Raw genomic sequence first — 25,592 nt, 5'->3', positions numbered from 1 at the left:
GTTTGCTCATAGCTATGATAGGACACCATCCCTTAGTCCACAGGTTCTCATATGAGTGATAACGTCTATGTTACCAGCCCGCTTTTGCCTCCCCTCGAGGAATTTATTCCTTATCTGGAAAAAATTTGGCAAAACCGGATCCTGACAAACGGCGGCGAGTTTCACCAACAGCTTGAGGCTGCGCTTGCAGAATATCTGGGGGTGGAACATCTGTGTCTGTTTTCTAACGGAACGCTGGCGCTACTGACTGCACTACAGGCGCTGCGTATTACAGGGGAAGTGATCACCACTCCTTATTCGTTTGTGGCAACATCGCACTCGCTACTATGGAATGGCTTAACGCCGGTATTTGCAGATATTGATCCGATTACATGCAATATCGATCCGACCAAAATAGAACCTCTGATTACCCCGGCGACCTCAGCAATTTTGCCTGTGCATTGCTACGGTATTCCGTGTGATGTGGATGCTATTCAGAAGATTGCAGATGCCTGGGGGCTGAAGGTTATCTATGACGCCGCACATGCTTTTGGAGTGAAAAAACAAGGTCAAAGTATTCTGAACTGTGGCGACCTGTCAATTTTAAGTTTTCACGCGACCAAAGTGTTTAATACCTTTGAGGGCGGGGCGATTATCTGTCCGGACGCGAGAATGAAGCAGCGCATAGATTATCTAAAAAATTTTGGTTTTGCGGGTGAAACCACCGTGGTCGCGCCAGGTATCAACGCCAAAATGAATGAGGTCCAGGCTGCGTTTGGCCTAGTCCAGTTGCACCACATTGACGACGCACTGGCGTCTCGCAAAACGATTTATGAGCGTTACCGTGAGCAGCTGCAGGGCATTGAGGGTATTTCTCTTTTCTCCGCGCCTGATAATATCGAGTGGAACCACGCCTATTTCCCTATTTTGGTCGATACGACATTTCCCATCAGCCGTGACAGTCTGTATGACGCGCTGAAAGCGCAGAATATTTATGCCCGCCGCTATTTTTATCCGCTCATCAGTTCATTTTCGATGTACCGACATTTGCCATCGGCCAGTCCTGACAATTTACCCGTAGCGGACAATATTTCGCAGAAAATCCTTTGTCTGCCAATCTACCCTGATTTGAGCGTAAGCGATCAATTACGAGTGGTGGACATCATTCGCCAGTACGACGCGCATAAGGCCCTTCAGCCCCAGAGTGCGCCCGTCGCCGGAGAAGTGGCATGAAACTGGGTATTTACGGAGCGGGTGGACTTGGGCGCGAAGTGTTGGTTCTGGCGCAGCAACTTAACAGCTCGCGACGCTGGGAAGAGATTTTCTTTATTGACGATGTGACCAGCGAAAATATCGTTGCTGGTATCCCTGTGTACCACTTTGCCCTGCTGGATCATGTTAACACGGAAATCGTCATCGCCCTTGGCGAACCTGTTGCCCGTCAGAAGCTAGCCGAGAAGGTGCTCAAGAAATGCGCGCTTTCAACGTTAATTCACCCTTCGGTGTTTATCCCCCCAGACAGTCAGATTGGGGCAGGGGCGATCCTTTGTAATGGCGCATTTATCTCCAGCAACGTCACCGTGGGGGAAAATGTGCTGGTTCAGCCGCAGGCTTGTCTTGGTCATGACACTGAGGTGAAAGCGCACAGCGTGATATCGAGCAATGTCACATTAGCCGGGCATTGCCAACTTGGCCTGCGGGTATTCATCGGCATGAACTGTGCGGTGAAAGAGAATACCGCTATCGGCGACGATGCCATTGTTGGGATGGGCAGTGCAGTCTTTAGTGATATTCCTCCGGCGACTATCTCTCTGGGAAATCCGGCTCGCGCAATGCGCAAAAATGAGCAGGGAAAAGTATTTAAGTAATTCTTTATCAGGAGTTGTAAGAATGACGAATTTAGTGAAGTACAACGCTATTTTTGTAGAAACGTTTGAAGTTTCTGAAGATGTTTTACCGGACTACAAGTATCAGGACACTCCGTCATGGGACTCGGTCGGCCACATGAGCATGATTGCTGCATTAGAAGATACCTTCGATATTATGCTGGAAACTGAGGACATTATCGATTTTTCCTCCTGGGAAAAGGGCATAGCGATACTCAAAAAATACGATGTTGAAGTGGCTTAATTAAAAGGAGAGGCAGCATGTTACTGGCCGGGAAAACTGCCGTAGTTACAGGATGCCTGCAGGGAATTGGTAAGGCGACATTGGTCTCCTTTGCCCGCCAGGGTGCGAATCTGTTTGCCTGCGTTCAGCAGGAAGACGATACCTTTTTAATGTTTATCGATGCGCTCAGTGAAGAACATGGCGTGCAGATAACGCCCGTCTATTTTGATCTTCTTGACGATGCTTCGATCAAACAGGCCGCAATGACCATACAAAAGGCGAAACAGCCGATTGATATTTTGGTTAACGTCGCGGGTGTAACGTTGGATGCGTTGTTCCCGATGGTTACCATGGAACAATTGCATAAAACCTTTGCCATCAACTTCTTTTCGCAAATGGTCTTCACCCAGTACATGTCGCGCCTCATGCTGCGCCACAATCGCGGCAGCATAATCAACATCGCCAGCATTTCTGGTCTGGACGGCAACGCGGGACAACTGGCTTACTCCGCCTCTAAGGCGGCTATGGTAGCCGCAACTAAAACGCTATCGGCGGAACTGGCGCCTAAGGGGATACGCGTTAACGCGGTGGCGCCAGGGGTGATAAAAACCGCCATGACGGAAAATCTGCCAGAAGGCGTTGTGGAGGAAAAGCTGGCGGCGTCTGCATTGCCTCGAATGGGGCTACCGGAAGAGGTGGCTGATACGCTTTGCTGGCTCGCCTCTGATGCGGCAGGTTACGTCACGGGACAGGTTATCCGCGTTGATGGTGGCATTGGACATTAAGGAGATCGTTATGCTGTTAAAAAATAAAAACGTCATTATCACCGGCTGCAAACGGGGTATTGGTCGGGCGATGGTCGAAGCATTTGCCGCGAATGGCGCAAATATTTATGCCCACGCTCGCAGTGCAGATGATGATTTTTTGACGGATATGGCGGTGACTTCTGAACGGCACGGCGTGAAAGTCTGGCCTCTTTGTTTCGAACTGACCAATAGCGCAGCGATGAAAGCGGCCGTAAAACAATTGATGAGCGATAAACGGCCCCTGCACGGTCTAGTGAATAACGCGGGAATTACCCATAACGCATTATTCCAGATGACTACGGAGCAGGTGCTGCGTCAGCAGTTTGAAGTGAATTTCTTCGCGCTTTTCAATTTTACTCAGTCAGTCTCGAAGTTGATGGTCAGACAAAAGCAGGGGAGCATTGTGAACATCGCCTCGACTGCCGCGCAGGATGGCAATGCCGGAAAATCAGCCTACGGCGCATCGAAAGCCGCGGTAATCGCGTTGACCAATGCGATTGCGACCGAGCTTGGCGACGTCGGGATCCGTGCGAACTGTATTGCGCCGGGTATTACCGATACGGACATGTTGGGGACGCTACCTTCGGCCATTATTGAGCAAACCCGCAATCAGACCGATCTTCGCCGTCTGGGTCATCCAGCCAATATTGCAGATACGGCGGTGTTCTTAATCTCAGATTTGGCCAGCTACATCACCGGTCAGACGCTTCGCGTGGATGGAGGTTTACGATGAGCACTGCTGCGAAACTGGAGTTCGCGGCGCGTCAGATCCGCCGTTCAATTATTGATGTGGCGTTTAAGGCCCCTGTCGATGGCGTTCATCTGGGCTCGGCGCTGTCGATGGTCGACATTGCAGCTGTGCTATATGGTTCGGTAATGCGCTATCAGCCAGAGAATATGGCGTCGCTGAATCGTGATCGTTTCCTTTTGAGTAAAGGTCATGCCGCGCTGGCGTTATACACCACGCTGCACCATTACGGCGTGCTTAGCTCGGCGCAGCTAGCGACCTTTGATTGCAACGGCTCCCTGTTTCCTGCACTGACGCCAATGAGCCCGGCGCTGGGAATTGATTTTGCAGGCGGCTCCTTAGGGCACGGCGTGGGCTATGCCTGCGGAATTGCGTGGCACCAGCGCCTGAAAAATCAGCCGTGGCAGAGCTATGTTGTGCTCGGCGACGGCGAGTGCAATGAAGGCACCATCTGGGAAAGCGCACTGTTTGCCGCGCACCACGACCTGGATAATATCACCGCTATTGTTGACGTTAATGGCTATCAGTCTGATATCGCCTGCGAGAAAACGTTAAAAATGGACTTAGTTTCACTGTGGCAGGCATGTGGCTGGCATGTTGAAGTCTGCGACGGACATGATGTCAGCGTGCTGCAGCGGGCGTTCAGTGTTTCCTCTTACGGGAAACCAAAGGCGGTGATTGCCAGTACCCTTAAGGGTAAGGGGATTTCTTTCATGGAAAATAATAACGCTTATCATCGCGCAAAATTGTCGGCTGCTCAGTATCAGGCCGCGCTGGAGGAGTTGAAATGAATCTTTCCGTTTCTCCGGCTGAGGTTCGTGCCTGGTCCATGATGGGCACCCGCGGGACGTTCGGCGTCGCGCTGCTCGCTCTGGCACAACAAAATCCGAATATCGTTGGCCTAACGGCAGACCTGGGTATCACTTCAGGTATGGAACGTTTTAGCCATACTTTCCCAGAGCGCTATCTCAACGTGGGGATCGCCGAGCAAAATCTGATCGGCGTGGCGGCGGGTATTGCTTCGCAGGGCAGTATTCCCTTTGCTACTACCTTTGCGAATTTTGCCGCGCTGCGCGCGTGTGAACAGATGCGCCACTACATGGGCTATCTACAGGGAAATATAAAAGTCGTGGGTCTGGCATCAGGCTTTGCTATGGGGATGTTTGGTACAACGCATTATGGTATTGAAGATATTGCGACGCTGCGCTCGATTGCGAATCTTATGATCCTCTCTCCCGCGGATGCCACTGCCACCGCGTTGATGACGCTTGCCACTGCGCAGCATGATGGCCCGGTGTATCTGCGGCTGACGGGCGGGATGCGTACGCCAATTGTATATCGCGAAGCTCGTGAATTTATTCCTGGCAAAGCAAATCAACTGCGCGCGGGTCGTGACGTCGCCCTGGTGGCGACTGGCAGCATGGTTTCGCCCGCATTAAAAGCAGCTGAAGCCTTGTCTGAACGAGGCATTGAGTGCAGCGTGATCGATATGCACACCATCAAACCGATCGACACTGAGATGCTGAAAAAGCAGCTTGGCTGTCGATTAATAGTCAGTATTGAAGAGCATAGCATTATCGGTGGTCTGGGCAGTGCGGTTGCTGAGTACCTGGTGACCCAGGCTGATGCGCCACGCCTGTTAACGCTCGGCATTGGCCAGGGATATACCCATGTCGGGGAATATGGTTGGATGCTTGAGCAGAACGGGCTCACGGCGCCGCAGATTGCGGGCACGATCCTGGAGCATGCGTTATGAAAGCATTCTGGGCGCTCGAAGAACATGGCGATCGCATTGCCGCCGTTAATGAGCAGAGTGAGTCACTGAGCTACCGCGAATTACATCAGGCCGTCACTCACCTGGCGGCGAAATTACCCTCCCGTGCGTTAGTCTTCTGTCTTTGCGAAAACGCCTTCGGCGCGCTGGTGGGCTATCTTGCTTGCCTGAATGCCCAAGCGGTACCGCTAATGCTGGATAAGTCGATTGCTCCAGAACTGCTTGGACAACTGCTCGAACGCTATCGTCCGGGGTTTATCTGGAAGCCATCTAATGGGAGTAGCTCGGTCGATACATACTTTGGTTACTCGCTTCAGGAATTGCATCAGCCTGCTCCGCTAATGGATGGATCTCTGGCGTTATTAATTGCGACTTCCGGCTCTACCGGTAGCCCTAAATTGGTTCGTCAGAGTTACCAGAACCTCCTCAGCAACACTTGCAGCATCATTGATTATCTGGGCATTGATGGTAATGAACGGCCCCTCGCGTGGCTGCCGATGAACTATGTGTATGGCTTGTCCATTATCAATACCCATCTTGCGCAGGGCGCGACATTGCTGCTGACCAATAGCAGTCCTGTTCAGCCCGAATTTTGGAGGATTATCAAGCAGCAGGGGGCAACTTCCTTAGCCGGCGTACCCTATAGCTGGGAGATGCTGAAGAAACTGCGATTTAACCGCATGGATCTCCCATCATTAAAAACCTTAACCCAGGCTGGCGGAAAGCTTCGCCCCGAGCTGCACCGGGAGTTAGCTGAATGGGCTGGGCAAAAAGGCATGCGCTTTTTTGTTATGTACGGTGCCTCTGAGGCCACTTCGCGCATGGGATATCTGCCGGCAGAACTCGCTGCCAACAATCCCGGTGTGATGGGCATGGCGATCCCCGGCGGTCGTTTTGCGCTTGAGGATGAGGCCGGAAATGAAGTAAGTGCGAGCGGTCAGAGCGCGGAGCTCATTTATTACGGCGAGAATGTGACGCTGGGCTATGCCACCTGCCGCGAAGATCTCAACAAAGGTGATGAGCGTCGAGGACGTCTGGCGACGGGCGATCTGGCCTTGCGCGATGAGAAAGGTTTGTACACCATCGTTGGGCGTAAATCGCGTTTTTTAAAAGTGTTTGGTAATCGTGTTGGGCTTGATGAGCTGGAGCACCTGGTGAACAGCGCTTTCCCTCAGATGGAGTGTGTGGTGACCGGCCGGGACGATCGCGTTCAGGTATTTATTACCGACGCGGCTGCGGCAGACCCGGTAAAACACTATCTCTCGACCTCCTGCCATATTCATCACTCAGCGTTTAATGTGGTTAGTATAGATAACATCCCCAAGAATCCGGCGGGAAAAACCTTGTACCGCGAGTTGGAGGCGCTCTGTGACTGAGTTTGACGAGTGGCTAAGCCACGGCCCATTTGCTTTAACGCGTGATGAAAAGCGTTCCGCGCTACTCCAGCGTTTGCAAAAGCTGACCCGGCATCACCAGCAGTATTGCACCGCCTACCGCAATATTCTGCAGGGGCTGGGAAGCGATGTTGAAGGCATCAAGTCGATTGAAGATATCCCTTTTTTACCGGTTTCATTGTTTAAAATGCTCGAGTTAAAAAGCGTACCTTATGAAGAAGTGGTGAAAACCATGACTTCATCCGGCACTACCGGGCAAAGCGTCTCACGTATCTTTCTCGATAAAACCACGGCAGCACGTCAGCAAAAAACGCTGGTCAGAATTGTGAACCATTTTACGGGTGCAGGCCGACTGCCGATGTTGATTATTGACAGCCCCGCCGTAATGAAAGACAGGAATATGTTCTCGGCCCGTGGAGCCGGTATTCTCGGTTTTTCAATTTTCGGTTCAGATCGCTTCTATGCATTAAATGACGATATGACGCTTAATTATGAAGGGGTAAACGCTTTTCTGGCGCGCCACCAGGGGAAGCCTGTCCTCCTGTTTGGCTTTACCTTTATGGTCTGGCAGCATTTTTACCGGGCGTTGAATGCGAGTGGTCAAAAGCTGGATCTGGCGAACGGGATCCTCATTCATGGCGGCGGCTGGAAGAAGCTGCAGTCACAGGCTGTTTCTGCGGATGCCTTCTCGAAGGCAATGCATAATGTCAGCAGCTTAACACGCGTCTACGACTATTACGGCATGGTTGAACAGACCGGCTGCGTATATATGCAGTGCGAGCACGGGCATTTTCACGCCAGTATTTTTTCCGATGTGATCGTGCGCGACCCGCTTGATTTTTCTGTCTGTCCTTCGGGTAAGCCAGGTATTGTCCAGGTAGTGTCCACTTTGCCCGAGTCCTATCCAGGTCACTCACTCCTTACCGAGGATGAGGGCGTTCTTCTGGGAGAGGATGATTGTCCCTGTGGCAGGGCAGGTAAGTATTTTCGAATTTTAGGCCGACTAAAAAATGCAGAGACCAGAGGGTGCAGTGATACCTATGCCGCAGAATTTTGATGCCCTGAGCTACCGAGTGGGTAATGCCCAGGTATTGGCGCAGATGGCGCATATCAAGCCGCGCGTACCGTTTGATGACGAGATCCTGGAATTTTTACAGACATTTTCGCGAACGCTGCTTGCGCTGGCGCAGTCACGTGAATTCAGCGATGTGGTTTCCCTGGCATTCTGGTGCCGTAAATCTGCTCTCAGACAAATGAAAGAGACTTACGCATCAGACGGTATCCTGATGGGGAGAGGTGTTGTCTTTCATATTGCCCCATCAAACGTCGCGGTCAATTTTGCCTATTCTTTGCTTGCGGGACTGTTGACGGGTAATGCGAATATTGTTCGTCTCCCATCTAAGAAATTCATTCAGGTTAATATTATTTGCCAGGCTCTTAACCAGGCGTTGGAAGAGCATGTGGCAATGCGCGAATTGATTTGTCTCGTGGAATACAACCATGAGGATGAAATAACACAGGCAATTTCCGCAGCTTGTCAGGCGCGTTTAATCTGGGGGGGCGACAGAACGATTGCACATATTCGTAAGTTTCCGCTGCCAGCCCGCGCCGTGGATATTGCTTTTGCAGATCGGTACTCCATTTGCGTTATTAATGCTGATTATTATCTTGCAGCTGAAAATAAAATGCGCATTGCTGAGGATTTCTTCAATGATACGTTACTAACACAACAGCAAGCCTGTACGGCACCGAAGTTGGTGGTCTGGACAGGAGAAAAGGACCGTAAAGCCGCGGCGCGCGAGCAATTTTGGTTGATTTTTGATCGGTGGCTTTGTGGCCGACCGGCACCTGAAGCCGTCGCGGTAGTTAACGCTCTGGCTAATTATTGCCGATACGCTGCAGAAGACCCCCGGTTAAAATATATTGCGGCACCCACCCGGCGTTTTTTACGAGCAGAGGCGACCGCTGTCAGCCAAAGAATGCTGGAGGATCATCGCGGAGATGGCCTTTTCTATGAGTGGCTGGTTGATGATATATTGGAGATCGTTCCGGTGTGCGGCGTGAAATGCCAGACACTCGCAACTTTGGGCGTTCCAGAAGAAATGATTAATCGTCTAATTTTTCGAGGCGCACCAAAAGGTATTGACCGCATTGTTCCGCTTGGGCAAACAATGAACTTCTCATTGCACTGGGACGGATATGATCTGCTGAAAATGCTAACCAAAACTTTAGCCTTTAAGCGCGGGTAACTTGTTAGCTACACTCTCATTTTTACTATAACCCCTAAATAACCCCCCATTTCACCCACTATTCATCCAATTGAACGCCCTGCAGAATCGGATAATCATGCCGATAACTCAACTAACGCAGGGCTGTTTATCGTGAATTCACTCTATACCGCTGAAGGTGTAATGGATAAACACTCGCTGTGGCAGCGTTATGTCCCGCTGGTGCGTCACGAAGCATTGCGCCTCCAGGTGCGTTTGCCGGCGAGCGTGGAACTTGACGATCTGCTACAGGCGGGCGGTATCGGGTTATTGAATGCAGTTGACCGATACGACGCTCTGCAAGGAACGGCATTTACGACTTACGCAGTTCAGCGTATTCGTGGTGCGATGCTGGACGAGCTGCGCAGCCGTGACTGGGTGCCGCGCAGCGTTCGCCGCAACGCGCGCGAAGTGGCGCATGCGATGGGGCAGCTGGAACAGGAGCTGGGACGTAACGCAACGGAAACCGAAGTGGCGGAACGTCTTGGCATCGCTGTTGAAGAGTATCGTCAGATGTTGCTCGATACCAATAATAGCCAACTCTTCTCTTATGACGAGTGGCGCGAAGAGCATGGCGATAGCATCGAGCTGGTGACGGATGAGCACCAGCAGGAAAACCCGTTACACCATTTAATGGAAGGGAATTTACGCCAGCGCGTCATGGAGGCTATCGAAGCTCTGCCTGAACGCGAACAGCTGGTATTGACCCTTTATTACCAGGAAGAGCTTAACCTCAAAGAGATTGGCGCTGTTCTGGAGGTGGGAGAGTCGCGGGTGAGCCAGCTGCACAGCCAGGCCATCAAACGCTTACGAACCAAGCTGGGTAAGTTATAGGTGATTGATTCACCTGAAAAATGCCGCACAACGTATTGACAACCAGGAGTTATCATGACGGTGCAGCAATCTAAAAGACGGCCTTTAAGCCGCTACCTGAAAGACTTTAAACACAGCCAGACGCATTGCGCCCACTGTAACAAGTTACTCGATCGTATCACGCTGGTTCGCCGGGGCGAAATCGTGAATAAGATTGCGATTTCGCGTCTCGACACGTTGATGGACGAAGCAGCATGGCTCGAAGAGCAAAAAGAGTGGGTGGCGCTTTGCCGTTTCTGTGGGGATCTCCACTGCAAAGAGCAAAGCGACTTCTTCGATATTATCGGCTTCAAGCAGTTCCTGTTTGAACAAACGGAGATGAGCCACGGCACCGTGCGCGAATATGTGGTTCGCCTGCGTCGCCTTGGGCAACATCTGACCGTCAACAATATTTCTCGCGATCTGCTGAAAACCGGTTATCTGGACGAAAATCTGGAGCCGTGGCTGCCTGCGACCAGCACCAACAACTACCGAATTGCGCTGCGCAAGTATGCGCAATACAAGGTACAAATGCCGGGTGCCATAAAGCAGAAAGTCCACGCCGGAACAACTTCTGATATATATTAAAAAAGAATAAGATGTAGCGCAGTCGCCTTTGACGTTGCAGGCGATTTCTCTACACTACGTAAAAATTCCACTATATCGGGGTATTTATGAAATTTGCACTTCTGGGTCGTCAGGCGCTGATGGGTGTTATGGCCGTTGCGCTGGTTGCGGGCATGAGCGTGAAAACGTTCGCTGCAGAAAACCTGCTGAATAAAGTAAAAGAGCGCGGTACGCTGCTGGTCGGGCTGGAAGGAACCTATCCTCCGTTCAGCTTCCAGGGCGATGACGGTAAGCTGACCGGTTTTGAAGTGGAGTTTGCTGAAGAGCTGGCGAAGCACCTCGGCGTGAAAGCGTCCCTGAAGCCGACCAAATGGGACGGCATGCTGGCTTCGCTGGATTCCAAACGTATTGATGTGGTGATTAATCAGGTGACCATTTCTGACGAGCGTAAGAAGAAGTATGACTTCTCTACGCCGTACACCGTGTCCGGTATTCAGGCGCTGGTGAAGAAAGGCAACGAAGGCGGGATTAAAACTGCCGCAGACCTGAAAGGGAAGAAAGTCGGTGTCGGTCTGGGTACCAACTACGAAGAGTGGCTGCGCCAGAACGTGCAGGGCGTGGACATCCGCACCTATGATGATGACCCGACGAAATACCAGGATCTGCGCGTGGGCCGTATCGACGCCATTCTGGTTGACCGCCTGGCCGCGCTGGATCTGGTGAAGAAAACCAACAATACCCTGGCGGTAGCGGGTGAGCCGTTCTCGCGTCAGGAAGCTGGCGTCGCTATCCGCAAGGGCAATGAAGACCTGGTTAAAGCAGTTGATGGTGCCATTGCCGAAATGCAAAAAGACGGTAGCCTGAAGGCGCTCTCCGAGAAGTGGTTCGGAGTCGACGTCACCAAATAAGTCTTTGACGTAAAAAAAGGCGCTTTTAAAAGCGCCTTTTTTATTTCTTACGCGTCTGCGTGCATAATGAAAAATATCACATTTTGTCAGCGTTACCGGAGAACCCATGTCACTACAGAATTTAACGCGCTTTCCCCGCCTGGAGTTTATCGGCGCGCCGACGCCGCTGGAGTACCTGCCGCGATTTTCTGATTATTTAGGGCGCGATATTTTTATCAAGCGTGATGACGTGACGCCGATGGCGATGGGGGGCAATAAGCTGCGCAAGCTGGAGTTTCTGGCGGCGGACGCCCTGCGCGAGGGCGCGGATACGCTCATTACTGCCGGGGCTATCCAGTCCAACCACGTTCGCCAGACGGCGGCCGTAGCGGCGAAACTTGGGCTCCACTGCGTGGCTCTGCTGGAAAACCCGATTGGCACGCGGGCTGAAAACTATCTCACCAACGGCAACCGCCTGCTGCTGGATCTGTTTAACGTGCAGGTGGAAATGGTAGATGCGCTGACCGACCCGACGGCCCAGCTCGATGAGCTGGCGACGCGCCTGGAAGCGCAGGGTTTTCGCCCCTACGTTATCCCCGTCGGCGGGTCGAACGCGCTGGGCGCGCTGGGGTACGTGGAAAGCGCGCTGGAAATCGCGCAGCAGTGCGAGGGCGCGGTGAGCCTCTCCTCCGTGGTGGTCGCGTCCGGCAGTGCGGGCACGCATGCCGGGCTGGCGGTGGGGCTGGAGCAGCTCCTGCCGGACGTCGAGCTGATTGGCGTCACCGTATCCCGCAGCGTTGCGGATCAAAAGCCAAAAGTGGTTACGTTACAGCAGGCGGTCGCAGAGCAGCTGGAGCTGAAGGCAAAGGCCGATATCCTGCTCTGGGATGACTATTTTGCGCCGGGCTACGGCACGCCAAACGAAGAGGGCATGGAAGCGGTGAAGCTGCTGGCGCGCCTCGAGGGCATCCTGCTCGATCCGGTCTATACCGGTAAAGCGATGGCCGGACTGATTGACGGCATTGCGCAGAAACGCTTTAAGGATGAAGGGCCGATTTTATTTGTCCATACCGGCGGGGCGCCTGCGCTGTTTGCCTACCATCCTCATGTCTAAAAATCAGGTCGAAAAATAATAATGCAAGAAAGTATTCAACTGGTTATTGATTCTCTGCCGTATCTGCTGAAAGGCGCGGTATTTACGTTACAGCTCAGTATTGGCGGGATGTTCTTCGGGCTGGTACTGGGATTTGTGCTGGCATTAATGCGCATGTCGCCCATCCTGCCGGTACGCTGGCTGGCGCGCTTTTACATTTCCGTATTTCGCGGTACGCCGCTTATTGCCCAGCTTTTTATGATCTACTACGGTCTACCGCAGTTTGGCATCGAGCTGGATCCGATCCCCGCCGCGATGATTGGCCTGTCTCTCAATACCGCGGCGTATACCTCTGAAACGCTGCGAGCGGCCATCTCCTCCATCGACAAAGGGCAGTGGGAAGCGGCGGCCAGTATCGGGATGACGCCATGGCAGACGCTGCGTCGCGCCATTCTGCCGCAGGCGGCGCGGGTGGCGCTTCCACCGCTGAGCAACAGCTTCATCAGCCTGGTGAAGGATACCTCCCTGGCGGCAACGATCCAGGTACCGGAGCTGTTCCGTCAGGCGCAGCTGATTACGTCGCGCACGCTTGAGGTCTTTACCATGTATCTGGCCGCCTCGCTGATTTACTGGGTGATGGCGACGGTGCTGTCTGCCCTGCAAAACTACTTCGAAAACCAGCTTAACCGCCAGGAGCGTGATCCAAAATGAGTGCTATCGACGTCAAAAACCTGGTGAAAAAATTCCACGGTCAAACGGTGCTCCACGGGATCGATCTTGAAGTCGAGCAGGGTGAAGTCGTGGCGATTATCGGGCCGAGCGGTTCGGGAAAGACGACGCTGCTGCGCAGCATTAACCTGCTTGAACAGCCGGAAGGTGGCACCATTCGGGTGGGGGAAATAACGATTGATACCGGAAAATCCCTCAGCCAGCAGAAAGGGTTGATTCGCCGCCTGCGCCAGCATGTCGGCTTTGTTTTCCAGAACTTCAACCTCTTCCCGCACCGCACGGTGCTGGAGAACATTATTGAAGGGCCGGTCATTGTTAAAGGTGAAGCGAAGGAAGACGCAACGGCGCGTGCGCGCGAACTGCTGGCAAAAGTTGGGCTGGCGGGGAAAGAGACCAGCTATCCGCGCCGCCTGTCCGGAGGGCAGCAGCAGCGCGTGGCAATAGCGCGCGCGCTGGCGATGCGCCCGGACGTGATTCTTTTTGATGAACCGACCTCTGCGCTCGATCCGGAACTGGTGGGCGAAGTGCTGAACACCATCCGCCAGCTGGCGCAGGAAAAACGGACGATGGTGATCGTCACGCACGAGATGAGCTTTGCACGCGACGTTGCTGACAGAGCTATCTTCATGGATCAGGGGCGGATTGTGGAGCAGGGGCCGGCAAAAAGCCTGTTTGCTAACCCACAGCAGCCGCGGACCCGTCAGTTCCTTGAAAAATTCCTGATGCAGTAGCATTTTTGCACTAATTTGCTCCAGAAATTTACGCTGGGGCAAATTATTCCCCTTCTTCGCGCAATCCGATGTTTTTTTATTCCGTCCGGCTCGGATAAACCTTATCAATAGTAAAGTTAATTGTACAATTGCCGATATTTTGTAGTTAGAAATAAGTTTTATGTGTTAGGTTATATTCACCATAATAATGATTATCTTTTCAGAGGCTTCATTTAGTAAGTATGAAGGATTCAGACTTTTTCAGCTGGCGACGGGATTGCTTCCTCCGGTTTCAGGAATTGACCTGTGCCGACGAGGTATATCAGGAACTAGAGCGACAAACGCAGGCGCTTGAATTCGATTATTACGCGCTCTGCGTGCGTCATCCTGTGCCATTTACGCGGCCTAAGATCTCGCTGCAAACCACTTATCCAAAGCAGTGGATGGCGCAATATCAGTCCGCGAACTATTTCGCGATTGATCCGGTGTTAAAACCGGAGAATTTCATTCAGGGTCATTTACCCTGGACCGACGGATTATTTGCTGACGCGCAGGAATTATGGCACAGCGCGCAGGATCACGGTTTACGCGCAGGAATAACGCAGTGCCTGATGTTGCCCAATCACGCGCTCGGTTTCCTGTCCGTTTCCCGTACGCGTGTACAGGAAGGGCCATTAGCCCATGAGGAAATAGAACTGCGGCTGCAAATGCTGGTGCAAATGGCCTTAACTTCGCTGATGCGTTTTGAAGATAAGATGGTCATGCCACCCGAAATGAAATTCAGCAAACGCGAACGTGAAATTCTCAAATGGACTGCGGAAGGGAAGACGTCTGCGGAAATAGCGATCATTCTCTCCATCTCCGAGAATACCGTTAACTTCCATCAGAAGAATATGCAGAAGAAGTTTAATGCGCCCAACAAGACCCAGATCGCGTGCTATGCGGCGGCAACGGGGCTGATCTGACGGGATAATACGTTCTGCGTGACAGACGAGCGAACGGCTGAATGCACCGCATTCAGCCGTTTTTTGTTACTGGCGGTAGGCTTGTTTGATTTGCTTAACGGTGTTAGCAAATACCGCAGATTCAGCCTGGTCTTCCATCTCCGCGATTTGTTTTTCCATTTTAATGATCACACGACCGGCATCCGCCTGGCCCATCGCCTGCAGCATCAACGTTAGCAGCGCTTTCAGGCAGTTTACTTCCTGTGCCAGTTCCTGGTTATTCTCCGCAGTGGCAAATTCAGGTGTGCTCATTTATTTTCCTCATTATTAAACGGCGCTAAAGCGCGACGACGAAAGTCAAGGCGGCGGAGTATACCACAAGCTGTAGCAAAAAATGCAGCGGTTGTTTTTCGTACTTTTACGCAGGTGTTTAATTGCGTAAACAGGACGTGCCGGTAAACTGAACCGCACTTAAGGCTATTAATTGTTTATACCCGGTTCGTCTGGCGTTAATTATTGTTACAAAAATTTGAGAACTGTTCTTTTGCAGGAAAGCGCTGCAAGTTTTTTGTAACTTTTTGAATACAGATGCTTAAAAAAAGCCGCACAAGCCCAGTATGCACGGGCTCTCTTTCCAGAGGCTGTACAGCCTAATTTCCAAAAACGAGAGCAAAATCGAATAGCCGGTTTTTTAACGTTTTAATCTTGTGAGGAAAACCGTTAATATAAACCAAATTATCACTCAGTAGCGTTATCCCTATTCTGGAGACATTTCCTTTGATCAACGTCCTTCTTGTTGATGACCACGAACTGGTGCGCGCAGGGATACGACGCATTCTTGAAGATATTAAAGGTATTAAAGTAGCCGGTGAGGCGTGCTGTGGCGAAGACGCGGTAAAATGGTGCCGTACCAACTCGGCCGACGTGGTCCTGATGGATATGAACATGCCTGGTATCGGTGGTCTTGAAGCAACACGCAAAATCGCGCGTACCTTTGTTGATACAAAAGTCATCATGCTGACCGTGCATACCGAAAACCCACTGCCCGCGAAAGTGATGCAGGCGGGGGCTGCAGGTTACCTGAGTAAAGGTGCTGCGCCGCAGGAGGTTGTGAATGCAATCCGTTCCGTGTTTGCCGGACAACGTTACATTGCTTCCGACATCGCTCAGCAGATGGCGCTAAGCCAGATTGAACCCGAGAAAACGGAATCACCGTTTGCGAGTTTGTCTGAGCGTGAATTGCAGATTATGCTGATGATCACCAAAGGTCAGAAGGTGAATGAGATCTCGGAACAGCTGAATCTCAGCCCTAAAACGGTGAACAGCTATCGTTACCGCATGTTCAGTAAACTGAACATTCATGGTGATGTTGAACTGACGCATCTGGCCATCCGGCATGGTCTGTGTAATGCGGAGACGTTGTTAAGTCAGTGAGTGATGTATTCGATTCAAAAGCATTTCTGAAAACCGTAACCAGCCAGCCTGGCGTTTATCGCATGTATGACGCTGGCGGTACGGTTATCTATGTTGGGAAGGCGAAAGATCTTAAAAAACGCCTTTCCAGCTATTTTCGCAGCAACCTGGCCTCCCGCAAGACCGAAGCGCTGGTTTCACTTATTCAGAATATTGATGTCACCGTCACGCACACGGAGACAGAAGCGCTGCTGCTTGAGCATAACTACATTAAGCTCTACCAGCCGCGCTACAACGTCCTGTTGCGTGATGATAAATCCTACCCGTTTATTTTTCTGAGCGGCGACACCCATCCGCGTCTCGCCATGCACCGGGGTGCTAAGCACGCGAAGGGCGAATATTTCGGGCCGTTCCCTAACGGCTATGCCGTGCGTGAAACGCTGGCGCTGCTGCAAAAAATCTTCCCGATCCGCCAGTGTGAAAACAGCGTTTACCGCAACCGCTCGCGCCCGTGCCTGCAGTACCAGATTGGACGCTGCCTGGGCCCCTGCGTGGCCGGGCTGGTGAGTGAGGAAGAGTATGCCCGGCAGGTGGATTATGTGCGCCTGTTCTTAGCCGGCAAAGACGATCAGGTCTTAACGCAGCTGATCGCGCGGATGGAAAAAGCCAGCGCCGCGCTTGAGTTTGAAGAGGCTGCGCGTATCCGTGACCAAATCCAGGCGGTGCGCAGAGTCACAGAGAAACAGTTTGTTTCCAATACCGGTGACGATCTCGACGTCATCGGCGTCGCTTTTGACGCCGGGATGGCCTGCGTGCACGTGCTGTTTATTCGCCAGGGCAAAGTGCTCGGCAGCCGCAGCTATTTCCCGAAAGTGCCGGGCGGTACCGAACTGGGTGAAGTGGTGGAAACCTTTGTCGGGCAGTTCTACCTGCAGGGGAGCCAGATGCGCACGCTGCCTTCTGAGATCCTGCTCGATTTTAATCTTGACGATAAAACCCTGCTGGCCGATTCGCTCTCTGAACTGGCGGGCCGTCGGGTCAATGTACAAACCAAACCGCGCGGCGATCGCGCGCGCTATCTGAAGCTGGCGCGAACCAACGCCGCGACGGCACTCACCACCAAGCTGTCGCAGCAGTCGACGGTGCACCAGCGTTTAACCGCTCTGGCGACGCTGCTGAAGCTGCCGGAAGTGAAGCGTATGGAGTGTTTCGACATCAGCCATACGATGGGGGAACAGACGGTCGCGTCCTGCGTGGTGTTTGATGCCAATGGCCCGCTGCGCGCCGAGTATCGCCGCTATAACATCACCGGGATTACGCCGGGTGATGACTATGCGGCGATGAATCAGGTGCTGCGTCGTCGCTATGGTAAAGCCATCGAAGAGAGCAAGATTCCGGATGTGATCCTGATAGACGGTGGGAAAGGGCAGCTCGGCCAGGCGAAAGCGGTATTTGAATCGCTTGATGTCAGCTGGGATAAAAGCCATCCGCTGCTGCTGGGAGTGGCGAAAGGGGCCGATCGTAAGGCCGGTCTGGAGACGCTGTTCTTCGAGCCGGAAGGTGAGGGCTTCAGCCTGCCGCCGGACTCCCCGGCGCTGCACGTTATCCAGCATATTCGCGATGAATCCCACGATCACGCCATCAGCGGCCACCGCAAAAAACGGGCGAAGGTGAAAAACACCAGCTCCCTGGAGACGATCGAAGGCGTGGGGCCAAAACGTCGCCAGATGCTGCTGAAATATATGGGCGGATTGCAAGGATTACTCAACGCCAGCATGGAGGAAATTGCAAAAGTGCCGGGTATTTCGCAAGGGCTGGCAGAAAAGATCTACTACTCGTTGAAACATTGAGGGCTCTGTAGCAACATAGAGCTAAATTTTACTGACAACAAATAGTTACCGTCACTATGCAATATAATATCCCTACGTTGCTCACTCTCTTTCGTGTCGTACTTATACCGTTCTTTGTGCTGGCGTTTTATCTGCCGGTTGTCTGGGCACCTTTCGCCTGCGCGCTGATCTTTCTGATCGCCGCGGTAACCGACTGGTTTGACGGTTATCTGGCGCGCCGCTGGAATCAAAGCACCCGTTTCGGCGCCTTCCTCGATCCGGTAGCGGATAAAGTCATGGTTGCTATCGCGATGGTGCTGGTGGCTGAACATTATCATACCTGGTGGGTGACGCTGCCTGCGGCCACCATGATCGGCCGTGAGATTATCATCTCCGCACTGCGCGAGTGGATGGCGGAACTGGGGAAACGCAGCAGCGTGGCGGTCTCCTGGATCGGTAAAGTGAAAACGACGGCGCAGATGGCGGCGCTGGTCTGGATGCTCTGGCGTCCAAACGCCTGGGTTGAGTGGGCGGGAATTGGCCTCCTGTGGGTGGCGGCAGTGCTGACGCTGTGGTCCATGCTGCAATATTTGAACGCCGCGCGTGGGGATTTGCTTGATCAGTGATCGTTTCGCCGTAATTTTCAGCAAACGATCCGGGGATGCAAAAAATAACGTTGACTCATAACGTCATATCAGTAGAATGCAACGCATCGAACGGCGGCACAGCAAGCCGGACGATAGTGAAATCAAGTGGTTAGACGTTTACTTGATGACATGCGGGAATAGCTCAGTTGGTAGAGCACGACCTTGCCAAGGTCGGGGTCGCGAGTTCGAGTCTCGTTTCCCGCTCCAGATTAAAGACATGCGCAACAGCGGGTGTCAGTTAGAAAAGTTTTACGGCGCGTTAGCAAAGCGGTTATGTAGCGGATTGCAAATCCGTCTAGTCCGGTTCGACTCCGGAACGCGCCTCCACTTTCTTCCCTGGCCGGATGGTGGAATCGGTAGACACAAGGGATTTAAAATCCCTCGGCGTTCGCGCTGTGTGGGTTCAAGTCCCACTCCGGCTACCATGGGAAACAAAGAATAATCAAAGCAATAAGCAGTGTCGTGAAACCACCGAAAGGTGGTTTTTTTGTGCCTGCGATTTGAGTTTTTTCGCCCCGAAAGCAGAGCGAGTTTCCGCTAACTTGCAACCATTCTTAAACAAACATTTCACTCGCCAGACACAGGTTATCGCCGCTGATAAACTAGATGATATCCACCCTGGAGAGCGGAAGGTTATTGTCATGCAATATGAAGAACAGCAGCTTATCAACGGCCTTTTCGATCGTCTGAAACAGGCCGGACAGCAAAACAGCCAACGGGATACAGATGCAGAGCGTCAGATCGCTGAGTTTGTCAAACAGCAGCCTGCGGCCCCCTACTATATGGCGCAATCGATCTTGATTCAGGAAGCGGCACTGAAACGCCTGCAGGCCCGGGTTCAGGAGCTTGAAAGCGAATTAGCCGCAGAAAAAAGCAAACCCTCGACGGGCGGCAGTTTCCTCGGCGGCCTGTTTGGTGGCGGCAAAAGCAACCCGCAGCCAAATAACAGCTGGAATGCTCAGCCGCAACAGCCTCCGGCACCAGATTACTCGCGGGCGCCAGCGCCGGCTCCTCGCGGCGGCGGTTTTATGGCTGGCGCGCTCCAGACCGCCGCTGGCGTGGCCGGTGGCGTCGCGCTGGCCGAAATGCTGACCAGCATGTTCCATCAGTCGCGGCCGGAAGAGATCGTGAACATTATCGAAGAACCGACAATGCCCGTCGGTGGTGAGCCGTTTGTCGGTAATCAATACGGCGACATAAACCATGTCTCCGACACCCGTTTTCTCAACCAGAACGATCCGCTCGGCAATAATAACGACGACTGGCTGAACGACGATAATGATGACGACAGTTTTATTTAACGACGTTAACGCTGGATAAAAAAGAGGCCTTATGGTTAATGCCAGTCACTAAGATGACTGGCATTTTTTTAAAAGGACTGAATTTAGTCAGCTAAAAAAGAGTAGCGGCTGAAGTGTATTCATTACTAGTGATTACCCTGTAAGAGAGCCCCCGGCATTCAAGCCGTGTGGGTACAAGTATCACTCCTACTTCTATGGGAAAAGAAGAGAAAAAATCAATGATAAGCAGTGTCGTATAAACCATCAAAGGTAGTTTTTCATAACCTGCAATTTTCTTGACGAAGATGATTTCCCGCGAGCGCCAGCGAAACCGCCGCATGCAAACGAGGTGTACATGCCTTAATCTGCTTGACGCCAGTTTTACCCTAACAGATAAATATCACCGTGTCGCATCCTATCGGGTTTTGCAAACGTCTTTATGGTGAAAGCGGCTAGCAGCACCCGGTCATGTACGCGCCGGTGAGTTCCCGCCGGGTTGGCTAACATGCTTGTTTCCGCTATTCCTGACCTGGACAGGCAGGCGTGATGGTAACGTGTTTACCAATACCATGCACGGTTGCTCTTCGTTTATTCTAAGATCGCCGACGTTCAAGTCCATCCGCGTCGAACATATATTGGGCTTGACACTATTCTGCATACCTACCCGCGTACTATACGTGGCCTGTTGGCGGCTCCGCCCGTACTACGGCGGTAGAAGCCGGTAATGAGCGCGTCACCGATGCGTTCGACAAGTTCACCCATATGGTGCGCGAAGACGCCGAACCGCTGAAGCTTTTGATTTAGGTGCATTCCTGATTCGCATGCAGATTTAGGGCAGTACCAATTCGATAATCCCGATTAGGCTTATGAAGCCTTTGCGCTGGGTCATCAGGTTTCAAAAGCTGAGCGTGAAGCGGCTGCGATTATTGAGCCGCCTGCAGAAAAGGGAAAAAAGATTTCATCCTAGCCTTCCCTATTAATGTGGGAGGGGCGAATGAACCAGGACGTTCCGGACCGCCTCTATCAGGCCTGCCACTGACTGGAGTATCGCTGTTCCCGTGCTTTCGGTAAATCAATGTTCCTTGGGTCAATTGTGAGTAACGATACTACCGCGATTGTCTGTACCCCCCTTCTTCATCAGTCAGAATCGTGACACCCAGAACGTTTTACGTAAGCACCCGCTGACCAAAGGCATGCTATCCTGACGGATAGGGAACGGTTGAATAAGGTGCTCTGGATTTACCTAATAGCATATGCAACAGGCATCGTGTCTAACGTAAACTCGGCGTACGCCAACGAATGTGAGAATGACGAAGTGCTAATTTAGGTATCTTAAATATTCATCGATGGAATACAGAGCACAACCGAAGAACTGATGTTTAACCGAATTGGGTTATGGATTCGGAAATAATTTACTTGCCATGAAAGCAGTAAATATCCTTTGAATTAGATAGACCTGATTAGAAATTTGTATGGTTGACCTGTCACGCGAAATAGCTCAATCGCTTACGTATACAAAAGAAGTAAAAGTTATAGAAGGGTATTACTCTTCAAATCAGTCAATTTAGTTATCATACCTGTAAATAAAATGCGCTACGTGGAATGTTACCCCTGAAGGAACATGCTTTATCGGTTGCAGATAATCAGGAGTTAGTTTTACGTTAAAATCAACGACATCCAAAAAATCTGGAGTTTTAACGAGGTAACGTATAGAACAAATGATATAACCCCATTTGAAAATGGGGTTATAGTTATAAATGCTGTTTCTGATATATCACTCCAAATTTGTAATTTGCTAAGTAATGGAAGTGAAAATAGTAGCATAATAAACAATCGGTTTGGGAGTAGTTCTGCATCTCTTTAAGGTTGCTCTATTGCTGGTGGAGCGTTTATTGCTTCCGGGGAAAAATTAAAATATCAACTGCCCGACTCTCCCAGAGGTGCAAGAGAGCATACTCACAGTCTCTGGGGGAACGAATTATTACTAATAGGCCATTGCTGTCTGAATCGGCCCTTGAAATTGTTGCAACTGCTGCATTGGATGGTGATCTCATAACAACTGAAGTCCAGGGAGTTAATAGTATTATTAATAGAATAACAAGTCCATTAGGATCTGCAGCAGTATCGTTTAGATGATATAATGTACAATTCAACGCCCATTCTACTATGAATGGGCGCTACTTAAATTCTAGTATATAAACTAGAGGCCATAAAGCTTTTTGTATTTATCAACCATAAGGTCTAAAGAAAACTTTTCTAATGCATTTCTCTTTGCTGCAACCCCATGATCTTTAATGAGTTGAGGAGATTCAATGTATTTAATCATTATGTTGCTCATCTCTTCAGCACCTCCGTTATAAGTATAACCTGTTATCGATGAATCTATAACCTCAGGAACACCCTCAACAGCCTTACCTATAGATGGTATTTCAAAATACGCAGCCTCTACAAAAACAAGACCAAATGCTTCCCAATTAGAAGGCTGGCAAAGGATATCAACACTATTATAAAAATCACTCTTGTCTCTTATCCAACCCCTGACATCAACGTAATCTTTCATATCATTTGAATTTATAAATTCAAGACAATCATTCATTAAAGGTCCATCACCAGCTAACGTAAACTTAATTTTTCTGCTTCCACTATATTGTTGTTTTACTAACTTTGCAGCATTCAAAAATTCCAATGGGTTTTTTTGTTCATCTAACCTTGCCATAAATGCTAGATTTATGAAGTCGTTTTGTTTTTTATTGAAATTGAACTTTTTAAAGTTAATTCCATTATGAATCACAGGTGTGTTAATAAAAGGGTAGAAGCGTTTGTAAAATTTATTAACTGAAACGTTGTAATTCCCGAATAAAGCTGAAAAATACTCGATAGACCAGTACGTTAAACGCAACGGGAATGGGACTTTTTTGTGGAAAGCGATACCATGAACAGTATGTATAACATTTTTCACACCAGCTAATTTAGCTGCTGTTCTTGCTACTATCGCGGGCTTTGTTGAGTTAGTGTGAACTATATCAAATTTATGCTCTTTAAATATCTTATACAATTTTAAAAATGCATTTATATCACATCTTCCTATATTTCTTTTCAGTTCTGGGACTGATATTATTGAAACATTTGCATTTTCAAATGAAGTAATAAAATCATTGCTACCATCATGGAGTTCACCACAAATAACATATTTCTCTATGTTTTCATTATTTATATTGCTTAGTATATCTAGTATTATCTGTTGTGCTCCAGCAAGTTCCGATGCTACAACGACATGTGCAATTTTAATTTTGCCTTCAGTCTTCATGATGCCTTTTCCTATATCGTACATTGCCAGAAAATGGTGGTTTGTAACATAGCTCATCCTTTTTTTGAATATTATTTAATCAACTGCAACATGTGATAGAGCGCCGTACTGTGCACATACCACATTCTTGCGTACTACCACGCCACCAGAAGGTCAGACAGTAGATAAAGAGAGTCGTTGTCAGCTTAAGCATATGAGTAGTTGGGTTGTTTCAGATTCGCAAGAGTTTAACATTTGTAAGTTTTTGACGCGACCCTCTCTATAGGGTTGTGATTCCGACCGTATGACGGCAGTACCCTCACCGCTATCTTAAGTAGGACCCACAGGGGTAAGGCATGAGGCTAAATCCACAAACCATCTGGTTGTCATGGTCTGGTATTGCCATCACAACAATTGCTGATTATCTCGGAATTACAACGTTAGATTTACCCTACCTGGTTCCTGCCGAAAAAGGATTTCTGCTGCCGATTTTAGGTTGGCTATACCATCGCGTAAAGATTAAAGCAGATCGCCATGCTTCTGCAGAGCGTTTTGTGTTAGATCGCCAACGAACATGGGCAGTGATTGAATATCTCAGCCGTTCAGAGACCCATAATATCGATCGGACCGACGAGATTTTTGTGAAGGGGTTGTGTGTTGGAGGAGACGGAGTTCGAATCGTGAATAATAGAGCGAAGACAAGTTATGCTGTTTTGAGACTAATATTGGCTGGTGCGTCTATTCTTGCGATCTTCGACCAACTCCTGGACAAGAAAGAAGGGGACCACAAGACGGCAAAGAAAGATGGTATTGGAATCTGGACGATTTGGCGTGGGACCACAGCGGTTGATGGTAGTCGGTGGTGCAAGGCATGAAGCTGACGCAAGCGAAATGCAATCGGGTCAACGCGATTGAACGCAATAAATCTCTGGGGGGCTGAGGAATAGATCGGTGAAGGGAGTGTTAGAAATTCTGTGTCATTCCAGTAATATACAAACAAAAAGGAATGACACATGTCTCAGCCCTTCGATTTCGACAAAGCACTTAAGGCTCTCCAATCCGGTCAGGCATTAACCGGTAAAGACGGCATCTTAACGCCATTGATCAAACAATTAACTGAAGCTGCTTTGTCTGCTGAACTTGCTTCCCATATGGCTTCGGATGTGGACGCTAACCGTAAAAAACGGCTCCGGCAAAAAGACCATTAAAGCCCCGACCGGCAGCTTCGAACTGGCGACGACACGCGATCGTAATGGCACGTTTGAACCTCAGTTAGTGAAAAAGCTCCAGACTACCCTGTCCGACGAGCTCGATCGTAAGATCATTCGCCTGTTTGCGTTGGGGATGAGTTACCAGGACATCAGCCGGGAGATTGAAGAGCTTTATGCCTTCAGCATTTCCACCGCCACCATCAGTGCGGTAACCGATAAAGTTTTTCCCGAACTGAAGCTATGGCAGCAGCGCCCGCTGGAAAAGGTTTACCCCTTCGTGTGGCTGGACGCCATTCACTATAAAATCCGTGAGGATGGCCGTTACCAGAGCAAAGCGGTTTATACCGTGCTGGCGCTGAATCTGGAAGGCAAAAAGGAGGTTCTGGGTCTGTATCTGTCAGAAAGCGAAGGGGCGAACTTCTGGCTGTCAGTATTAAGCGACCTGCAACATCGCGGCGTGGAGGATATCCTGATAGCCTGCGTGGACGGGCTAACGGGCTTCCCGGAGGCGATATACAGCATTTATCCGCAGACAGAAGTTCAGTTGTGCGTCATTCACCAGATACGCAACTCGATTAAATATGTGGCGTCAAAATACCACAAAGCGTTTATGGCGGACCTGAAGCCAGTGTATCGTGCTGTGTCAAAAGAAGCGGCAGAAAGGGCGCTGGATGAGCTGGAGGCAAAATGGGGCCAACAGTATCCGGTGGTCCTCCAGTCGTGGCGGCGCAAATGGGAAAACCTGTCGGCATACTTCCGCTATCCGGCGAATATCCGCAAGGTCATTTACACCACAAATGCTATCGAATCGGTACATCGCCAGTTCAGGAAACAGACCAAAACTAAAGGTGCGTTCCCGAATGAAAACAGCCTGTTGAAGCTGCTTTATCTGGGGCTGATGAATGCACAGGAGAAATGGACAATGCCGATCCAGAGCTGGAATTTGACATTGTCGCAGTTAGCCATTTATTTTGAAGGGTGACTGAATACTATGATGACGCTATAGAATTTTCAACGTGACACAGAATTCTGAACGCTCTCTCGGTGAAAATTAATCCTATTCATCG

General features: G+C 50.5%; 23 protein-coding genes, 3 tRNA genes and 2 pseudogenes. 26 read left to right on the top strand and 2 right to left on the bottom strand.

Going from position 1 to position 25,592, the window contains the following annotated elements; all coding sequences use genetic code 11:
• Nucleotides 1-51: 51 nt before the first annotated feature.
• The 17 genes from ACMWKK_RS01080 to sdiA all read left to right on the top strand — a co-directional run bounded on the left by ACMWKK_RS01080 (nt 52) and on the right by sdiA (nt 14,880).
• A complete protein-coding gene (locus ACMWKK_RS01080; protein ID WP_112781784.1) occupies nt 52-1,212 on the top strand; it encodes a DegT/DnrJ/EryC1/StrS family aminotransferase in 1,161 nt (386 codons plus the stop codon).
• A complete protein-coding gene (locus tag ACMWKK_RS01075; RefSeq protein WP_112781785.1) occupies nt 1,209-1,847 on the top strand; it encodes an acetyltransferase in 639 nt (212 codons plus the stop codon). The genes ACMWKK_RS01080 and ACMWKK_RS01075 overlap by 4 nt, the downstream gene beginning before the upstream one ends.
• A 22-nt stretch (nt 1,848-1,869) precedes the next feature.
• On the top strand, nt 1,870-2,109 hold the full coding sequence (locus tag ACMWKK_RS01070; RefSeq protein ID WP_112781786.1) for an acyl carrier protein: 240 nt from the start codon (nt 1,870-1,872) through the stop codon (nt 2,107-2,109).
• Nucleotides 2,110-2,126: 17 nt separating this feature from the next.
• A complete protein-coding gene (locus tag ACMWKK_RS01065; protein WP_112781787.1) occupies nt 2,127-2,873 on the top strand; it encodes an SDR family NAD(P)-dependent oxidoreductase in 747 nt (248 codons plus the stop codon).
• Between the two features lie 10 nt (nt 2,874-2,883).
• The gene (locus tag ACMWKK_RS01060) at nt 2,884-3,627 is read left to right on the top strand and encodes an SDR family NAD(P)-dependent oxidoreductase (protein ID WP_112781788.1); all 744 of its coding nucleotides are present in this window, start codon (nt 2,884-2,886) and stop codon (nt 3,625-3,627) included.
• A complete protein-coding gene (locus ACMWKK_RS01055; RefSeq protein WP_112781789.1) occupies nt 3,624-4,433 on the top strand; it encodes a transketolase in 810 nt (269 codons plus the stop codon). The genes ACMWKK_RS01060 and ACMWKK_RS01055 overlap by 4 nt, the downstream gene beginning before the upstream one ends.
• The gene (locus tag ACMWKK_RS01050; RefSeq protein ID WP_112781790.1) at nt 4,430-5,398 is read left to right on the top strand and encodes a transketolase family protein; all 969 of its coding nucleotides are present in this window, start codon (nt 4,430-4,432) and stop codon (nt 5,396-5,398) included. The genes ACMWKK_RS01055 and ACMWKK_RS01050 overlap by 4 nt, the downstream gene beginning before the upstream one ends.
• Nucleotides 5,395-6,792 carry an AMP-binding protein gene (locus ACMWKK_RS01045; protein ID WP_112781791.1) on the top strand — a complete coding sequence of 466 codons (1,398 nt, stop codon included), beginning with the start codon at nt 5,395-5,397 and terminating at the stop codon, nt 6,790-6,792. Before ACMWKK_RS01050 ends, ACMWKK_RS01045 begins: the two co-directional genes overlap by 4 nt.
• A complete protein-coding gene (locus ACMWKK_RS01040; RefSeq protein WP_112781792.1) occupies nt 6,785-7,867 on the top strand; it encodes an acyl-protein synthetase in 1,083 nt (360 codons plus the stop codon). Before ACMWKK_RS01045 ends, ACMWKK_RS01040 begins: the two co-directional genes overlap by 8 nt.
• Entirely contained in the window at nt 7,851-9,059 is a 1,209-nt protein-coding gene (locus tag ACMWKK_RS01035; RefSeq protein WP_112781793.1) for an acyl-CoA reductase, read from the top strand. The genes ACMWKK_RS01040 and ACMWKK_RS01035 overlap by 17 nt, the downstream gene beginning before the upstream one ends.
• 132 nt (nt 9,060-9,191) lie before the next feature.
• Complete coding sequence (locus ACMWKK_RS01030) at nt 9,192-9,911, top strand: RNA polymerase sigma factor FliA (protein WP_014170714.1); 720 nt, start codon at nt 9,192-9,194, stop codon at nt 9,909-9,911.
• Between the two features lie 54 nt (nt 9,912-9,965).
• Nucleotides 9,966-10,517, top strand: a complete 552-nt coding sequence (gene fliZ / locus ACMWKK_RS01025; protein ID WP_112781794.1) for a flagella biosynthesis regulatory protein FliZ — start codon at nt 9,966-9,968, stop codon at nt 10,515-10,517.
• 86 nt (nt 10,518-10,603) lie between these two features.
• Nucleotides 10,604-11,404: a cystine ABC transporter substrate-binding protein gene (gene tcyJ, locus ACMWKK_RS01020; protein ID WP_112781795.1), complete on the top strand. Its 801-nt coding sequence runs from the start codon at nt 10,604-10,606 to the stop codon at nt 11,402-11,404.
• 106 nt (nt 11,405-11,510) lie between these two features.
• The gene (dcyD, locus tag ACMWKK_RS01015) at nt 11,511-12,497 is read left to right on the top strand and encodes a D-cysteine desulfhydrase (protein WP_045326856.1); all 987 of its coding nucleotides are present in this window, start codon (nt 11,511-11,513) and stop codon (nt 12,495-12,497) included.
• Between the two features lie 21 nt (nt 12,498-12,518).
• Nucleotides 12,519-13,187, top strand: coding sequence for a cystine ABC transporter permease (gene tcyL, locus ACMWKK_RS01010; protein ID WP_014884380.1), 669 nt, complete (start codon nt 12,519-12,521; stop codon nt 13,185-13,187).
• Nucleotides 13,184-13,936 (top strand): L-cystine ABC transporter ATP-binding protein TcyN, encoded by a 753-nt coding sequence (tcyN, locus tag ACMWKK_RS01005; RefSeq protein WP_045326854.1) that lies wholly within the window; start codon nt 13,184-13,186, stop codon nt 13,934-13,936. Before tcyL ends, tcyN begins: the two co-directional genes overlap by 4 nt.
• Before the next feature lie 221 nt (nt 13,937-14,157).
• Nucleotides 14,158-14,880, top strand: coding sequence for a transcriptional regulator SdiA (gene sdiA, locus ACMWKK_RS01000; protein WP_045326853.1), 723 nt, complete (start codon nt 14,158-14,160; stop codon nt 14,878-14,880).
• Nucleotides 14,881-14,946: 66 nt separating this feature from the next.
• On the opposite strand, the gene ACMWKK_RS00995 is transcribed toward sdiA, so the two are convergent.
• Entirely contained in the window at nt 14,947-15,171 is a 225-nt protein-coding gene (locus tag ACMWKK_RS00995; RefSeq protein WP_008500345.1) for a DUF2594 family protein, read from the bottom strand.
• Between the two features lie 465 nt (nt 15,172-15,636).
• Here ACMWKK_RS00995 and uvrY point away from each other — a divergent pair, with 465 nt between their 5' ends.
• The 7 genes from uvrY to ACMWKK_RS00960 all read left to right on the top strand — a co-directional run bounded on the left by uvrY (nt 15,637) and on the right by ACMWKK_RS00960 (nt 20,049).
• Nucleotides 15,637-16,293, top strand: coding sequence for a UvrY/SirA/GacA family response regulator transcription factor (uvrY, locus tag ACMWKK_RS00990; RefSeq protein WP_013096026.1), 657 nt, complete (start codon nt 15,637-15,639; stop codon nt 16,291-16,293).
• Nucleotides 16,290-18,122 carry an excinuclease ABC subunit UvrC gene (uvrC, locus tag ACMWKK_RS00985; RefSeq protein WP_112781796.1) on the top strand — a complete coding sequence of 611 codons (1,833 nt, stop codon included), beginning with the start codon at nt 16,290-16,292 and terminating at the stop codon, nt 18,120-18,122. Before uvrY ends, uvrC begins: the two co-directional genes overlap by 4 nt.
• A gap of 56 nt (nt 18,123-18,178) precedes the next feature.
• Nucleotides 18,179-18,727, top strand: coding sequence for a CDP-diacylglycerol--glycerol-3-phosphate 3-phosphatidyltransferase (pgsA, locus tag ACMWKK_RS00980; RefSeq protein WP_008500348.1), 549 nt, complete (start codon nt 18,179-18,181; stop codon nt 18,725-18,727).
• A gap of 152 nt (nt 18,728-18,879) precedes the next feature.
• Nucleotides 18,880-18,955, top strand: a tRNA-Gly gene (locus ACMWKK_RS00975).
• 46 nt (nt 18,956-19,001) lie between these two features.
• Nucleotides 19,002-19,075, top strand: a tRNA-Cys gene (locus ACMWKK_RS00970).
• Between the two features lie 11 nt (nt 19,076-19,086).
• Nucleotides 19,087-19,173, top strand: a tRNA-Leu gene (locus tag ACMWKK_RS00965).
• A gap of 216 nt (nt 19,174-19,389) precedes the next feature.
• The gene (locus tag ACMWKK_RS00960) at nt 19,390-20,049 is read left to right on the top strand and encodes a DUF2076 domain-containing protein (protein ID WP_112780780.1); all 660 of its coding nucleotides are present in this window, start codon (nt 19,390-19,392) and stop codon (nt 20,047-20,049) included.
• Between the two features lie 2,179 nt (nt 20,050-22,228).
• Here the strand turns inward: ACMWKK_RS00960 and ACMWKK_RS00955 are convergent.
• Nucleotides 22,229-23,335, bottom strand: coding sequence for a glycosyltransferase (locus ACMWKK_RS00955; RefSeq protein WP_181663662.1), 1,107 nt, complete (start codon nt 23,333-23,335; stop codon nt 22,229-22,231).
• 656 nt (nt 23,336-23,991) lie between these two features.
• Here ACMWKK_RS00955 and ACMWKK_RS00950 point away from each other — a divergent pair.
• Nucleotides 23,992-24,245: pseudogene (locus ACMWKK_RS00950) on the top strand (lysozyme); the annotation flags it as partial.
• Between the two features lie 82 nt (nt 24,246-24,327).
• Nucleotides 24,328-25,507, top strand: a pseudogene (locus ACMWKK_RS00945) (IS256 family transposase).
• The last annotated feature ends 85 nt before the right edge of the window (nt 25,508-25,592 follow it).

The organism is Enterobacter sp. 01-M-03-SI-ECC (genome assembly GCF_047530215.1).
Taxonomy (GTDB): domain Bacteria; phylum Pseudomonadota; class Gammaproteobacteria; order Enterobacterales; family Enterobacteriaceae; genus Enterobacter; species Enterobacter chengduensis.
The sequence above is the reverse complement of the archived record's forward strand: the minus strand, read 5'-3'. Positions and strand labels throughout refer to the sequence as shown.